The following is a 15376-nucleotide window of genomic DNA, read 5'->3' on the forward strand; positions in this document are numbered from 1 at the left end:
TCGTTAATTGGATAATAATGCTTCTTTTCTTTAAAAACCCAAAAAACACTATCTATGTGGTAGCTACCGAAGCTGCCCTTACTGAGACCGACCTCAACAAACTGAAATGGCTGTTTGGCAATGCCCAGCAAATCCCCTCCCCTACCCTTAGCGGTACTTTCATCGGACCTCGTGTGGCGATGATTACCCCTTGGAGTACCAATGCGGTGGAAATTACCCAAAATATGGATATCCACGGGATTACCCGCATTGAGGAGTTCCACGAGGTAACCGCCCCTGATACGCCTTTCGACCCTATGCTCTTTGAGCGATACAACGGTCTTACTCAGGAGAGTTTTACTATCGACATTCAACCGCAAACAACACTCGAAATCGATGATATCGAGGCATTTAACCAGCAAGAAGGGCTTGCACTAAGCGCTGAAGAAGTTGCCTATTTGCAAAATCTCTCTCAACAATTGGGGCGCAAACTCACCGACTCGGAAGTGTTTGGCTTCTCACAAATCAACTCCGAACACTGCCGCCATAAAATCTTCAACGGCACTTTTATTATCGACGGTGAGGAAAAACCTTCTACCCTCTTCAAACTCATTAAAAAGACTTCACAAGAACATCCTAATAGCATTGTTTCGGCTTATAAGGACAATGTGGCTTTCATCAAAGGGGCTACCGTCGACCAGTTTGCACCTAAAAGTGCCGATAAACCCGATTTCTACGAGGTAAAACCTTTTGAGGCAGTGCTCTCACTCAAAGCCGAAACCCACAACTTCCCCACTACGGTAGAGCCTTTCAACGGGGCTGCTACAGGTTCGGGAGGTGAAATACGCGACCGTCTCGCGGGCGGACAAGGTTCTTTGCCTTTGGCAGGTACAGCTGTGTATATGACGGCTTACCCTCGATTGGAAGAAGACCGCCCTTGGGAAAAAGGAATGGCTGAACGCCAATGGTTGTACCAAACGCCAATGGATATCCTCATCAAAGCCTCTAACGGGGCAAGCGATTTTGGTAATAAATTCGGGCAACCACTCATTACGGGCTCTCTCTTCACCTTTGAACACGAAGAAGGCGGACGCAAATTAGGCTTCGATAAGGTAATTATGCAAGCAGGAGGTGTGGGTTATGCCAAAGCCTCACAAGCTATAAAGCACACCCCCAAGGAAGGCGACAAAATCGTTATCTTAGGCGGTGAAAACTACCGCATAGGTATGGGAGGGGCTGCCGTATCATCTGCCAATACTGGCGCTTTTGGTACAGGTATTGAGCTCAATGCCGTACAGCGTTCGAATCCCGAAATGCAAAAACGCGCTGCCAATGCTATCCGCGCAATGGTAGAATTGGACGAGAACCCTATCGTTTCTATACACGACCACGGGGCTGGCGGACACCTCAACTGCTTATCGGAACTCATAGAAGAAACCGGTGGTAAAATTGACTTAGACAAACTGCCCGTAGGCGACCCTACCCTATCAGACAAGGAAATTATAGGCAATGAATCTCAAGAGCGTATGGGATTGGTATTGCCCAATTCGGCTATTGCCAAACTAAAAACCATTGCCGACCGCGAACGTGCGCCTATGTACGAGGTGGGCGTAGTTACCAACGACAAGCATTTCAGCATTGTATCTAAAAAGAAAGGTCCCCACCCAATGGATTTAGACCTCAGCGCGCTCTTTGGCAGTTCGCCAAAAACCATAATGACCGATGAAACAGTAATTACTAATTACGAAGAGTTACACTACTATTCAAGTCAGTTGCACAACTATTTAACACAGGTACTGCAATTAGAAAGTGTGGCTTGTAAAGACTGGCTTACTAATAAGGTAGACCGTTGTGTAGGGGGCAAAGTCGCGAAACAACAATGTGCAGGTGCACTACAACTCCCTTTGAACAACGTTGGGGTTATGGCTTTGGACTACAATGGCAAAGAAGGAATCGCTACCAGTATTGGTCATTCGCCTCTTACGGCACTCATCAGCCCTACCGCAGGTAGTCGCAATGCTATTGCCGAAGCACTGACTAACATTGTTTGGGCACCACTAAAAGACGGCTTGCAAAGTGTATCGCTATCCGCCAACTGGATGTGGGCGTGCCGTAATAAAGGAGAAGATGCGCGTTTGTACGAAGCTGTAGAAGCAGCTTCTAATTTTGCGATTGAATTGGGTATCAATATCCCTACTGGTAAAGATTCCCTATCGATGAAACAAAAATACCCCGAAGGTGGTGATGTGATTGCCCCAGGTACGGTGATTATTTCGGCGGCTGCCCATTGTACTGACGTGCAAAAAGTAGTAGAGCCTGTGTTCAAAAAGAACGGAGGTAATATTTACTATATCAACTTTTCAGACGATAGTTTAAAATTAGGAGGTTCAGCTTTTGCCCAAATTCTCAACCGTATAGGCGAGGAAGCCCCTACCATCAAAGATGCTACCTACTTTAAAGACGCCTTTAATGCACTCCAAGAACTGATAAAAGAAGGTAAAATACAAGCAGGACACGACATTGGTAGCGGCGGACTTATCACAACGCTCTTAGAAATGTGTTTTACCGAAAACGGCTTAGGAGCAAATATTGATCTCAGCGAGCTCTTTTTCGGTGAAGACCTTATCAAAACCCTCTTTGCCGAAAACGCAGGGGTAGTAATACAAGCCGATAGCAGTGTTGAAGCAACAATATTCACTGAATACTGTTTAGAGTGGGCAAATATAGGCGAAGTAACTACTTCTGAAGAACTTGTCATTCATCATTCAGGCAAAGAACACCACTTTAACATCCCCGAATTGCGCGATGTGTGGTACCTCACTTCTTACCTGTTAGACAAACAACAAACGCAAAATGACAAGGCGACCGAGCGTTATCAAAATTACTCTGAGCAGCCTCTACAATACACTTTCCCAGCGCATTTCACGGGCGAAAAACCCGCACACCCCACAGGCAAACGCCCTATAGCAGCAGTGATACGCGAAAAGGGTAGCAACTCCGAGCGCGAAATGGCAAATGCCCTATACTTAGCAGGCTTTGATGTGAAAGATGTGCATACGACCGACCTTATCAGCGGACGCGAAACCTTAGAAGATGTACAATTTATAGGAGCTGTGGGCGGTTTCTCTAACTCCGATGTGTTAGGCAGTGCCAAAGGTTGGGCTGGTGCTTTGCTTTACAACGAGCAAGCTAAAAAAGCGTTAGACAACTTCTTTGCCCGTCCCGACACTCTTTCGGTAGGTATCTGTAATGGCTGTCAGTTGTTTATGGAATTAGAAGTCATCAATCCTGAGCACACTGAGCACGGCAAAATGTGGCACAACGATAGTGGCAAGCACGAAAGTGGCTTTGTATCAGTAACCATTCTTGAAAACAACTCGGTGATGCTCTCCACCCTTGCCGGTAGTACCTTAGGGGTATGGATATCACACGGCGAAGGGAAATTTCACTTGCCATTGGCAGAAAATCAGTACAATATCGTAGGTAAATACGCTTATCAGGAGTACCCTGCAAACCCTAACGGCTCTGATTACAACACGGCTATGTTATGTGACAAAACAGGGCGACATTTGGTAACGATGCCCCATATAGAGCGTTCAGTTTTTCCTTGGCAATGGGCGTACTATCCGAGTAAAAAAGCAGCGGTTAGTCCTTGGTTAGAGGCATTTATCAATGCCCGCAAGTGGATTGAAGCACGTAATGCCAAATAAAAATGGTAAACAAAATCTTAAAAAAATAAGTGCATAAGTATTAAATTTACCCTAAAAAGGGGCTCTATAAGCCCCTTTTATATTAAACTTTTGTTAAACTTAAAAATACGCTTGACAAGTACTGTTTTATTCGTACCTTTGCCTCGCAATGAGGGTGGTAGCTCATTGTAAACTTCAAATAATAGTTTTCATAATTTAAAGTTTTGGTTGGTTAATGAAGAAGTCCGATAATTCTTTTATCGGACTTTCTTTTTTAATTCTTGAAACACTTCTTCTAAATCAACAGAAAAAGAAGGTAATTGTATTGTAATAGTACTGAAAGGGCAATTACCTTTTAGCTTCTTTGTGATATGGATATGCAAGGCATTGGCTTTCAATTCAAACTCTACATCTTGGCACAAGGCATAAATGTAGTGAGTTTGCTCATTGTATTCAAAATAGAGTTCTTCTTCATAAGCTAATCTACTTATAGAAAAATATTGCTTCTTATTTACAAAAGTTATTTGCAAAAGCTCTGCCCAAGATGCACGAGGGTTGACATCTATTTCTTCAGAGATAAAAAGTAAGGATTCCGTCATAAGTTTTGTTAATCTACCGATTTTAAAAAGACTTCTTTATATCAGGAGTGTTAATGCTGTGAGCTAACGAATGGGCACTTACATTGTAGTGATTAGCTAAATTCTGTCGTAATCATTTCTTTTTGCAACTAAAAAACTACTCTAAAGGTTTTTGCTTGGTGCTTCTAAAAAATTTTATTACAATTAGATTTTCTTCTTCTATAAAATCGTAATACAAAGCAAACTTCCCTTTCATAATTAGTATTTTATATAATTTAACCTCTTCTACAAATTTTGAAAGTAACATAGGATTTTCTTTTAGAAAAACTTCAGTTTTTTCTACCTCATCAATAATTTTATTGGAATAATCATTATTACAATTCCGTTTACTCCAATAACGAAGTGTATCTCTAAAGCTTTCAATAGCCTCATTAGTCCAATTAATTTCCATACTCAGCCCTTAGCATTTTAAAAACTTCTTCACTCTTTACCATTTTTCCCTCTTTAGCTTGCTGATGCGATAAGGCTATTCTTTTTAATTCTTCTTCTGTAAACTCATCATCGGAATCATATTGTTTTATGATTTTCAACATAGTATTATATTCATTTATAGGAACTATGGCTGATACTGTTCTTCCATTACTATCGGTTATAAACTGAACATTTGGATTATGTGTTAATACTGCAATACTCATAATTCTATTATTTTTTTACAAAGATACTGATTCTTTCCTGAAAAGCAAGAAGATTTTTAATTTTAGACTTGAGAAATCTCAGAGAGACTTAGAAAATATCAGAAAAACTTTGAGATATCAGAAATGAATTTGAACTTCCGGAAGATAACGAAGAAGTTCGAAGGAGGTGAGTTAGGTAAAAGGTGAAAGATAAGCTGTAAATTGGGTGGGGTTAGCTTATAGAGAGCTTATAGGAAGCTTATACGAATCTTGGACGATTGGTATAGAAAGGGTATATAAATAGTTGATAATGAATAGCTAAAAATGAAAAATAAAACGGGTTTTTGAGGGAAATAAATCGACAAATAAGGAAAGTTAAGAGAGAGACAAGATGATGGTATTAAGAACTGAAGAAATAGAATAATATCAATTATCTTGTTTAGTGTGAATTTTGATACTGCTTCTTTTTCGTGTGGGAGAAAACTGAAAATGAGCCGTGTAAAATGAGAATATTATACAGGTTAATCGTGTAGCGTATACACAAAATGAAGATTTTAGGGATATTGAAGTAAAGAATCTAAAACAATATTAGACATTGATAATAAGCTATTTAAATGTAAAAAAGGCTACTTTATCATTTTTGGCACGCTATTTTCAATATAGATAATGTAAGTTTGACAGACGGGATGTTAGTAAAACTTGCAAGTGCATTTAAATATAATAAATGATGACACTAAAAATTGCTTGAAAAAACTGAATTAAACAAAATTACTGAAAAATTGCTATAAGAAACATTGTTAGATAAAAATTATTCATTGAAACAAGATTTTGAGAAGACACAGAGATTGCTAAAATAAACATTGTTAATCAAAATTACTATAAGAAACATTGAATCATTGAAGCAAAGACTGAAAAAACTAAATTACAAAGTCATTTATTAGGCTATTTAAAGACAAAATTTTATGAGAAAAAACAAATACTTTTAAGTTCATAAAATTTTATCAACTTAAAAGTATTCATTTTGGAGTTAGTAGTAGTATTTATATGCATTGTGAAAAAAGACTCTTCCGAAAGGGAGGGTCTTTTTTTAATGGTTAATGATTAGTGATTAATAGTTAATAAGGTGTTGCAGTAATCCTTTTGCGACCCTGTACTTCACTTCTTTAACAGGAGTTGATACATTATTTTTAAAGGGGATTAATCACTTTTCGCTATTCGCTATTCGTTATTCACAGTAAGTCTTACGGTTTCTATTTTAGTCTGTGAGCAGGCTTCGATAGTGAAGGTAAAAGGAGGGATTTCTATCACTTCGCCTTGAGTAGGGATTCCTTCGTTATGAAGCACTATAAAACCGCCAAGTGTTTCGTATTCCTCGCTTTCTGGGATATCCAAATGATAGGTTTCATTGAGGTATTCGACCTCCAAACGCGCTGAAAAAAGGTATTCAGTGTCGGATATTTGTTCTTCTATAAACTTATCTTTGTCGTGTTCGTCTTCTATTTCGCCAAAGAGTTCTTCTACGATATCTTCTAAGGTTACAATGCCCGAAGTACCTCCATACTCATCGAGTACTACTGCCATACTCTTGCGTTTGCGGGTGAGAATGTTTAGTACTTCGTTTATCTGGATAGTCTCAGGGATATTCACAATAGGAATAAGCACTTCTTTAATGTTTTTTGGCTTCTTGAACATATCGAAAGAGTGCACGTAACCCAAAATATCATCTATATTTTCGTTGTATATCAATATTTTGGAAAACCCTGATGATACAAAGGTAGCAATAAGATTTTCAATAGATTCATTGAGCTCCACGGCTACTATTTCAGTACGCGGAATCATTATTTCACGTGCTTTTACGCCCGAGAACTCCAAGGCGTTTTGGAACATCTGCACCTCACTATCTACCTCTTCTTTTTTAGGAGCGTTTTCCATCTGTTCGGAGATATAATCTACCAGCTCTACTTTAGAGAACGAAAGAGGCACATAATCGCCTTTCGTCTTAAAGAATACGCGTAAGACAAAGTCGGATATCCACATCACAAAGCTGGAAAACGGATAGAACAGCAGATAGAAAAAGTATGCAGGAATAGCAAATACTTTTAGGAGTTGGTTCGCATAAATCTGGAAGAACACTTTGGGCATAAACTCTGCCGTGATGAGAATTATGAGAGTAGAAATAATGGTATGCCAAAGGACATTTTGGAAGAAAGGAGGCAAAAGAACTGTCATTACCTTTCCCATTTCAAACCCATACACTACAAGGGCTACGTTATTGCCCACAAGCATAGTAGCCAGTAGTTTAGAAGGCTTTCGGGTGAGTTTGGTAAGCACATTAGCAATCACTCCTTCTTGCTTTTTAAGGATTTCTACGTGTACTTTGTTAGACGACACGTAAGCGATTTCAAACCCCGAAAAGAAGGCTGAAAGCACGAGTGTAGTAAGAATAATTATTACAGAAATAGGTTCCATAAGGGTATAATAGAAAAAGGCAGTTGCTATCAACTGCCTTTTATATAAGTGCAACACTTGTTATAATAGCTAAGCTGAGTGCAAGCTTCTTCATTAGTGATTCTTATTTTAAGTTATTCACTCGGCAAAGATACAAAAAAATAGATAATGAACAATTATTTCTTATTTTATTGTTCTGATGTACTCCAAAACTTCACGAGCTTGTTGTTCGTTCAAGCGCTGGTTGAGCATTAAGGTGTTGTACTCTTCTACCAACTTCTTGGCGATAGGGTCTTGCTTCTCCATCACATCGGGATTGAGAATCATATTCATCACCCACTCTGGCGTACGGCGGTCGAGCAAACCTATCATTGCAGGTCCTGTGAGTCGCTTTTTAGGACGGTGGCACACGGTGCAATAGGTATTGAAAGTCTCTTCTCCTTTGGCTACCATTGCTGCATCGGGGGTATCAGCTAAGGGTGGGGTGATGGTCTTCACTGGACCTATCCCTTTGTTGTTTTGCCAATCGGGAAAATCGGGTTCTGGTGCACTGTTTGAAGGGGCAGGTGCAGTAGTAGTTGCCTCTTGGGTAGTACTATCGGTGGTGGTGTTATTGTTGTTTGTTCCGCCACCACAAGCGGTTAAAAGTGCCATAGTGGCGAATGTTAAAAAGTGTTTTTTCATTAGTGTATAAAGAAATATAGCTTGCGCTATGAAAATTAATTAAGTATTCTTGTTTTGTAAAGAAATATAGCTAAAGCCATAGAAATTAAACAAAAATCAATAAGAAAATTAAACAAAGATATAGATTCCCTGTTTGATTTGGTGTGATTTGTTCTATTTATCTCCCTCAGGAAGATTGTTGCCTATAAAAGTTTTACGACTTCCTTAGCAAAATAGCTAGCGATAAGGTCAGCACCGGCGCGCTTGATACTCACAATTTGTTCCATCATTACAGCATCGTGGTCGAGCCAACCGTTGGCAGTGGCAGCTTTCAGCATTGCGTATTCACCCGATACTTGGTAAACAGCTACGGGCACTTCGCTCATATTCTTCACTTCGCGAACGATGTCTAAATAGCAAAGCCCTGGTTTTACCATCACAATATCAGCGCCTTCCTCTATATCCATACGGGTCTCGCGTAAGGCTTCGAGGCGGTTGTGATAGTCCATTTGGTAAGTTTTCTTATCCTTAGGGATATCCTGTTGGTCTACGGGAGCACTGTCGAGTGCATCGCGGAAAGGTCCGTAGAAAGCTGAGGCGTACTTGGCACTATAAGCCATTATCCCTACGTGCTCAAAGCTATTGTCTTCAAGGGTTTCACGCAAGGCGAGGATACGTCCGTCCATCATATCGCTGGGCGCAATAAAATCAGCACCTGCCTGAGCGTGTGAGAGTGCCATTGTACAAAGAGCATTTACAGTAGCATCGTTCACAATGCGCCCGTTTTCCACAATACCATCGTGACCATAAATTGAATAAGGGTCGAGTGCTACATCAGTCATTACGAGCATTTGGGGAACTGCTTCTTTCACAGTTTTAATAGCGCGTTGCATCAAACCATTGGGGTTGGCTGCTTCTACGCCTTTGTTGTCTTTGAGAGCGTCAGGCACTTTCACAAACAGTAATACCGATTTGAGTCCTAAGCTCCAGAGCTCTTTTACTTCTTTTGCCAATAGGTCGAGGCTATAACGGTAATAACCCGGCATAGAGGCTATTTCTTCTTTTACGCCAGTACCTTCAACTACAAAGAGAGGTACAAGAAAATCATTCGGGGTAACAATCGTTTCTTTTACCAAACTACGTACCGTATCGCTTACGCGCAAACGGCGGTTTCTTCTCAGTGGATACATTATATTTAGTTATTAATTTTAATGATTAACATTTAGTCCTTATTTATCTTTTTACCTGCTATCTGCTCGTGTGGCTCGCATCTTTTACCTCAAAAAACTCCTTCACTTCTTTTTCAAAAATCTCTATGGGGTAAGTGTGTGCCATAGTATTCAAGAGGTGAATTTCTATATTTTGCTGAGAACTCATATCTTCTCGGAGAACTGATAGCGACTCCCACGGTGTGATGACGTCGTCCTGCAAACCGATAACTATCTGCATATAAGCGCGGTAATTAGGGTTGGGTTGGGTGTTAAAAGGCACTTCGTGTCGATAGGTAAGCGCAGGATTGAACAACAAGCAAGGTTTTCCAAGCTTTTGAGCGAGGTAATAGACAATGAGCCCTCCAAGACTCGAACCTATAAGCACATCAACCTCAGCATACTCTTTTTGTAACTCAGCAAAGAGGTTAGGCGCATTCCGATAGTCAATCGTAGGAGCGAAGATTTCACCGTAAGGGGTGAGCACTGCGCGCCTATCATCTTGTAAGTAGCTATCGAGACCGTGTAAATAGAGTATTTTCATAATGAGTGCAAAGGTACAAAACATTTTTTAATTGACAAATTTGTCTTCTGTTAGCTATAGTCAGAAATGTTTCGTTTGGAAAATTGACTTTAACAAAATTTAAAACTTCAGTCAACTTAAAACCCTCTTCTTATCACCTCAAAATCAACTTAAAAGCACCTTTTCTTCGTCTTAGCTTCGCCTTACCTTCGCCTTAGGTTCGCTTTAGGTTCGTCTCAGAAGGCTCCAAAATTCATTTTCCTTTTTCTACCTTTATATTTCAATATTTTTCTTTTCACTAAAAAAATTAGTGCCATTTATCTATTTTCTCTTCTGCTAATTTGCTAATTCCCGCATAAAGATATATATTTGCACTCTTATAATAAAAAACAACCTATATGTTCCAAACACCTTATAACGCAGCGCCCTTTTCGCGCTTTGCTCCTACCGACTATCTACCAGCCATCCAAAAAGCTATTGCCAAAAGCCTCAAAGAAATTAATACCATTGCTCATAATCCAGAAGTGCCTACCTATATGAATACAATACAGCCTTTGGCTTATGTGGGATTAGAACTCGACCGACTTACGGCAATGTTCTTCAACTTGAACAGTGCCGAAACGAACGAAACCCTGCAAGCAGAAGCTCAACGCATCTCGCCTCTGCTCACCGATTACAGCAACGACATCCGTTTGAACGAAGCGCTTTTTAAACGTGTAGAAACAGTTTACAAAACCCGCAATTACCTTTCCGCTTCACCAGAACAACATACTCTACTTGAAAAGACTTATAAGAGTTTTACTCGCAATGGTGCAAATTTATCATCGAATGATAAAGAGCATTTGCGCAGAATTGACAAGGAATTGGCGCGCCTCAAACTGAAGTTTTCAGAAAATGTATTGGCTGAAACACAGCATTACCAATGGGTGATTACCCATAAAGAAGAGCTCAGCGGTCTACCCGACTTTGTATTAGAGATGCTCGCTACCGAAGCCAAAAAGCACCATAAAGAAGGTTGGGTAATCACCCTCGACCTTCCTGTCTATACCGCCGTGATGAAATATGCTAATAACCGTGAGTTACGCCGTAAACTTTTTATTGACTATCATAGCCGTTGTGCAGGTGATAGTGCTTATAATAACGAAGCCAATGTATTGCGTATCGCTGAGTTACGTGCCCAACGCGCCTCACTATTGGGTTATCCCGATTATGCCTCTTTGGTATTAGAAGAACGTATGGCAGAAACATCAGAAAAGGTTATGGATTTCTTAAATAAACTTTTAGCTAAAGCCAAACCGCAAGCAATCAAAGAATTGGAAGAGCTAAAAGACTTTTCAGGACTTGATGACTTTCAGCAATGGGATTTTGCTTATTATGCCGAAAAACTGAAACAACAGCGCTATCAAATAGATGACTCTCTATTAAAACCCTACTTATCTTTGGATAAAGCAGTGGAAGGAATGTTTGCAGTAGCACATAAGCTCTACGGTTTGCACTTCACCCTTACCGATGAGGTAGAAAAGTATCACCCCGAAGTACAAACCTATAAAGTAACCGATGATAAAGGAGAATATCTTGCCCTTTTCTACACCGATTTCTTTCCACGTACAGGCAAACGCAATGGCGCGTGGATGACTTCTTATAAAGAGCAATACACTGATAGTGACGGAAAAGATTCGCGTCCACACATTTCCATAGTGTGTAACTTCACGCGCCCTACTGCTTCGGCTCCTTCCTTGCTCACCTTCAACGAACTGACGACTCTCTTCCACGAGTTTGGGCACGCTCTTCACGGTATGCTTTCTAAGGTTACGTACCCTTCTCTAAGCGGTACTAATGTAGCCCGCGACTTTGTAGAGCTTCCCAGCCAGCTGATGGAGAACTGGTGTTACGAAGAAGAAATTTTGCGCCTTTTTGCAACACATTACCAAACAGGTGAGCCTTTGCCCATAGAATGGGTGCAAAAAATAAAAGAAGCCAGTGTCTTTATGGAAGGACTTTTAAGTGTGCGTCAGTTAAATTTTGGATTCTTAGATATGGCGTGGCATACCTACCCTCATTTGGAACGCCTTGAAGATGTTCGCACTTTTGAACAAACAGTTACCAAAGAAACCCAACTCTATCCAACTGTGGAAGCGATGTGTATTTCGCCCGCCTTTTCACATATTTTTAGTGGAGGTTATGCCGCAGGGTATTATAGTTACAAATGGTCGGAAGTGCTAGATGCTGATGCTTTTGAAGTTTTTAAGGAAGCAGGTATTTTTAATACTGAGGTAGCTACTCGTTTCCGCAGAGAAGTGCTCAGCAAAGGTAGTAGTGAGAAGGAAATGACCCTTTACAAACGTTTTCGTGGAAAAGAGCCCTCTATAGATGCTTTAATGAGAAGAGCAGGATTCGACTTAGATAAGAGATAAAATAAGATAGAAGATGAGTATCAATTAATAATAATAATCAATAGTATGACAACAGAAAATACACAATTGGTAATCCTTGATATTCAAGGAAAGTTATCACAAATCGTTTATAAATCGGAAGAGGTGTTACACAACAGCAGGATTCTTATTGAGGGGTGCAAGCTCTTAGAGCTTCCTATCATTTGGGTGGAGCAAATGCCCGATAAGTTGGGTGCTACTCACCCTGTGATTGCTGAGATATTAGAAGGCAAAACCCCCGTGAAGAAAAGTAGCTTTTCAGCTTGGGGCAATGCTGAGTTCCGCAAGGAGCTTAGTGCTAACAATCGCAAGCACGTATTGCTTATAGGTATTGAAACCCATATCTGTATTTACCAAACTGCGCTCGATTTGCTCGCTGAAGGTTATGAAGTATCCGTAATTGCCGATGCAGTATCTTCGCGCACCGAAAGCAATAAGCACATCGGGCTCACAATGCTACGTGATGCAGGAGCTACTCTATTAAGCACCGAAGCGACTCTCTTCGCCCTCTTGCGTACTGCCGGGCACCCGCGATTTAAGGAAATAGCAAAATTAGTGAAATAATGATTAATGGCTAATGATTAATAAAAAGGCTGTAAGAGTTTTCTTACAGCCTTTTTACATTAACATTCTCCTACTTTTCTAATTTAATAGTGAGCACAGGTGTGCTGGAGTGATTTACAAGGTCACTACTGATACTTCCATTGAAGAAGTGAGCAATACCCTTACGTCCGTTAGGGAACATACAGATAAGGTCTATATTGTTTTCCTTCACATAGTTTAAGATTCCTGTTTCTACACGAATATCGTTATAAACGTGTGTTTCAAAATGCTGATGAGAGTGTTCAGCTTCTTTAAGAAACTCTTCCATACGTTTGTTTATTTCGGAAGTAGTAAGGAACTGGTAAGGAGTATTAACATACACCAAATCAACCTTAGCACCAAATACTTTAGCAAGTTTCAGTGCCTTTTCAAAAGGTTTTAAAAATCGTTTAGAGAAATCGCAACCAAACATCATATGTCTAATTTTGAGCTTCTCGTGTGGATTTTTAATTACCAATACAGGCACAGAGGTAGAGCGGACTACTTTTTCAGCATTAGAGCCTATAAAGAGTTCTTTGGCGCCTGAAGCCCCATTAGAGCCCATAAACACGAGGTCGATATGGTATTTCTTTACAACTTCTTCCACAGCTTCGGGTAGCGGAGCGGTTTCAACAAGGTCAATCACTTCGACAGTGGTATCAATTTCCTTTTTAAGGTCGTTGAAACGCTGTTTAGTAAGGTTGAGGAAATACATCGCTTCGGGAACCGATACTTGACTTTCGGTCATTAAGCGGATAGGAAGTTCAATGGCGTGCAACACATATACTTTGGCATTGTGTTGCTTGGCTAAGTTAATCGCAACGTGTAGTGAAGCGATTGACTTTTCTGAAAAATCGGTGGTTACTAAAATGTTTTTCATAAGAATCTATTTTTTTTAGTTATTAATTAAATTTTATGTGTTAGGAATAATTTTATAATTCTCGAATTTCAGACTATATGTTTTTTTATTACCTTCATTATCTTCAAAGAAAATCTCGAATTTTTCGCGAGCTTCTATTATAGGCACTACATCTTCATCGCTGAAAGGAAGTATATAGGTATACTTAGCTGTAACTTGCTTGTTGTTCATTCTAAAAAGGGTAAGAGTGTTCTTGTTTTTTATAGCATAGAACGTATCACTTTTCCAATAATTACTTTGCCCCCACCCCGCTACTTTACCTAATAGCTGCCACTCTTTATTGTAAGCCAATCGCGGTCTATCGGTTCTAGAATAAATTTGAACAAAGAAACCTAAGTCTCCTTCTTTACTAATACCATATAGTTTTTCAAGAGATACTTCATAGATTTTATCATTGGAAAAGACAAACTTTTTGTGATAATATCTATCTTTATCTTCTCTAAATCCTTGTGGTTCTACCAAAGGTTGTTGTGCAACTATACGACCTACTTGCACCTCATTATCTCTATAGAAATTTACTTTTAGTTCCTCGGTATTGAAGTTACGTCCATTTATAATCACTTTTTCAGGAAGTGTTTCTTGATGTTGAGCTATAATCTTCTTGTTTCTAATCAAATAAAAATAGAAAGTATTTTTATATTTACCTATAGTATAAGTATTTTCAGGATCGGGATAACCTGATTCTCGACCTTGTATTTCTACCTCTTGAGGAATACCTAATTCTTTTTTAAATTCTTGAAAGGGGTCATTTATATCAGTTATTTCTTCCTTAGGTTTGGAGGGTTCTTCCTCTTTTAAATGACAAGCTATAAAAGGGAATAGAAATATAGTGTATATTAGTATTTTTCTCATCGTTTCAATTATTTTTTTCTACAAGTTGTTCATTTTTTAGTACTAATATATAATTTTTTAGATGTCCATCCTTATCTCTAAAAATGATTGTTTTATTAGTGTTAGAAAACTCGGGTATAATTTCTTCTTTAGGAGAAAAAGGTATTTTTTTAGTATATTTAGCTATCACACGTTGTTCTTCAACTCTAAAAAGCACTACTTCATTCTGTATATCAACTACAAAGTAATCCCAACCGTTTCTACTATCATTTTCAATTTGTGTATATGGATAGAAGAGACCTACATACGACCATTGAGGGTCGTAGTAACGATATGGATCACTAGTAAGCCCAGGTGAACTTACAAGGTATCCCATTCCTTCATAAGCCTTAATAGTATTGATACTATCCACTTCTATGGCTGATATCTTATCACTTCCCATTACAAGATGCTCTTTGTAATAAGCTGTTTCAGAAATTCTAAATCCAGGTGACTCCACTGTAGGATAGTCTACTTCTAAAGATGCTAGCACTACACTACCACAATGTCTTACTGCTATTTTTGCTTCATTGAAATCAAACCATTTTTTTCGTATTTTCAGTTTCTGGGGCATTGTTTTTTCTCCTTGTGCGATGATTTTTCCTTTTTTAATAGTATAACAACAGAGAGTAGTTTTTCCTTTTACTCCAGCAATATACGTCATATAAGGGTGGTAATAATCAGTATATTTAGCTTTTATCACCATATTTTGTTGCTTGGAGTTATTTTCCTCTATCTTAGAAGTAGCCTCTTCTTTTGCACAAGCTATCATTACTATTAAAACCAAATTGGTTACAAGTATTCTCATAGT

The 15376-nt window shown here is 39.2% G+C and carries 13 protein-coding genes; 3 read left to right on the forward strand and 10 right to left on the reverse strand.

Translation table 11 applies throughout. The features are described from left to right. Positions 1-17 precede the first annotated feature (17 nt). Positions 18-3689 carry a phosphoribosylformylglycinamidine synthase gene (gene purL / locus C3V44_RS06205; protein WP_106095904.1) on the forward strand — a complete coding sequence of 1224 codons (3672 nt, stop codon included), beginning with the start codon at positions 18-20 and terminating at the stop codon, positions 3687-3689. A 236-nt stretch (positions 3690-3925) separates the two neighbouring features. On the opposite strand, the gene C3V44_RS06210 is transcribed toward purL, so the two are convergent. From C3V44_RS06210 to C3V44_RS06240, 7 genes are all read right to left on the reverse strand, one after another. After that, positions 3926-4267, reverse strand: a complete 342-nt coding sequence (locus tag C3V44_RS06210; protein ID WP_106095905.1) for a transcriptional regulator — start codon at positions 4265-4267, stop codon at positions 3926-3928. A gap of 136 nt (positions 4268-4403) precedes the next feature. Continuing rightward, the gene (locus C3V44_RS06215; protein WP_009420238.1) at positions 4404-4697 is read right to left on the reverse strand and encodes a type II toxin-antitoxin system RelE/ParE family toxin; all 294 of its coding nucleotides are present in this window, start codon (positions 4695-4697) and stop codon (positions 4404-4406) included. Next, positions 4687-4941: a hypothetical protein gene (locus C3V44_RS06220; protein ID WP_106095906.1), complete on the reverse strand. Its 255-nt coding sequence runs from the start codon at positions 4939-4941 to the stop codon at positions 4687-4689. The genes C3V44_RS06215 and C3V44_RS06220 overlap by 11 nt, the downstream gene beginning before the upstream one ends. 1197 nt (positions 4942-6138) lie before the next feature. Further along, positions 6139-7389 (reverse strand): hemolysin family protein, encoded by a 1251-nt coding sequence (locus C3V44_RS06225; RefSeq protein ID WP_002675186.1) that lies wholly within the window; start codon positions 7387-7389, stop codon positions 6139-6141. Positions 7390-7551: 162 nt separating this feature from the next. After that, complete coding sequence (locus tag C3V44_RS06230; RefSeq protein ID WP_106095907.1) at positions 7552-8052, reverse strand: cytochrome c; 501 nt, start codon at positions 8050-8052, stop codon at positions 7552-7554. 182 nt (positions 8053-8234) lie between these two features. Continuing rightward, positions 8235-9221, reverse strand: coding sequence for a porphobilinogen synthase (gene hemB / locus C3V44_RS06235; protein ID WP_106095908.1), 987 nt, complete (start codon positions 9219-9221; stop codon positions 8235-8237). A 58-nt stretch (positions 9222-9279) separates the two neighbouring features. Further along, positions 9280-9807, reverse strand: a complete 528-nt coding sequence (locus C3V44_RS06240) for a YqiA/YcfP family alpha/beta fold hydrolase (protein ID WP_106095909.1) — start codon at positions 9805-9807, stop codon at positions 9280-9282. A gap of 353 nt (positions 9808-10160) precedes the next feature. On the opposite strand from C3V44_RS06240, the gene C3V44_RS06245 reads away from it, so the two are divergent. Both C3V44_RS06245 and C3V44_RS06250 read left to right on the forward strand, forming a co-directional pair. Next, positions 10161-12176 carry a M3 family metallopeptidase gene (locus C3V44_RS06245; RefSeq protein ID WP_106095910.1) on the forward strand — a complete coding sequence of 672 codons (2016 nt, stop codon included), beginning with the start codon at positions 10161-10163 and terminating at the stop codon, positions 12174-12176. A gap of 45 nt (positions 12177-12221) precedes the next feature. Continuing rightward, entirely contained in the window at positions 12222-12758 is a 537-nt protein-coding gene (locus C3V44_RS06250; protein ID WP_106095911.1) for a hydrolase, read from the forward strand. A 70-nt stretch (positions 12759-12828) separates the two neighbouring features. On the opposite strand, the gene C3V44_RS06255 is transcribed toward C3V44_RS06250, so the two are convergent. Genes C3V44_RS06255 through C3V44_RS06265 form a run of 3 tightly spaced genes read right to left on the reverse strand, consistent with a single transcriptional unit; the run spans position 12829 to position 15373 of the window. Beyond that, positions 12829-13656: a universal stress protein gene (locus C3V44_RS06255; protein ID WP_106095912.1), complete on the reverse strand. Its 828-nt coding sequence runs from the start codon at positions 13654-13656 to the stop codon at positions 12829-12831. 33 nt (positions 13657-13689) lie between these two features. Further along, positions 13690-14547, reverse strand: a complete 858-nt coding sequence (locus tag C3V44_RS06260; protein ID WP_106095913.1) for a hypothetical protein — start codon at positions 14545-14547, stop codon at positions 13690-13692. A gap of 4 nt (positions 14548-14551) precedes the next feature. Continuing rightward, positions 14552-15373, reverse strand: a complete 822-nt coding sequence (locus C3V44_RS06265) for a hypothetical protein (protein ID WP_106095914.1) — start codon at positions 15371-15373, stop codon at positions 14552-14554. Positions 15374-15376: the final 3 nt, after the last annotated feature.

The sequence above is a fragment of the Capnocytophaga sp. oral taxon 864 genome (assembly GCF_002998835.1).
Classification (GTDB): domain Bacteria; phylum Bacteroidota; class Bacteroidia; order Flavobacteriales; family Flavobacteriaceae; genus Capnocytophaga; species Capnocytophaga ochracea.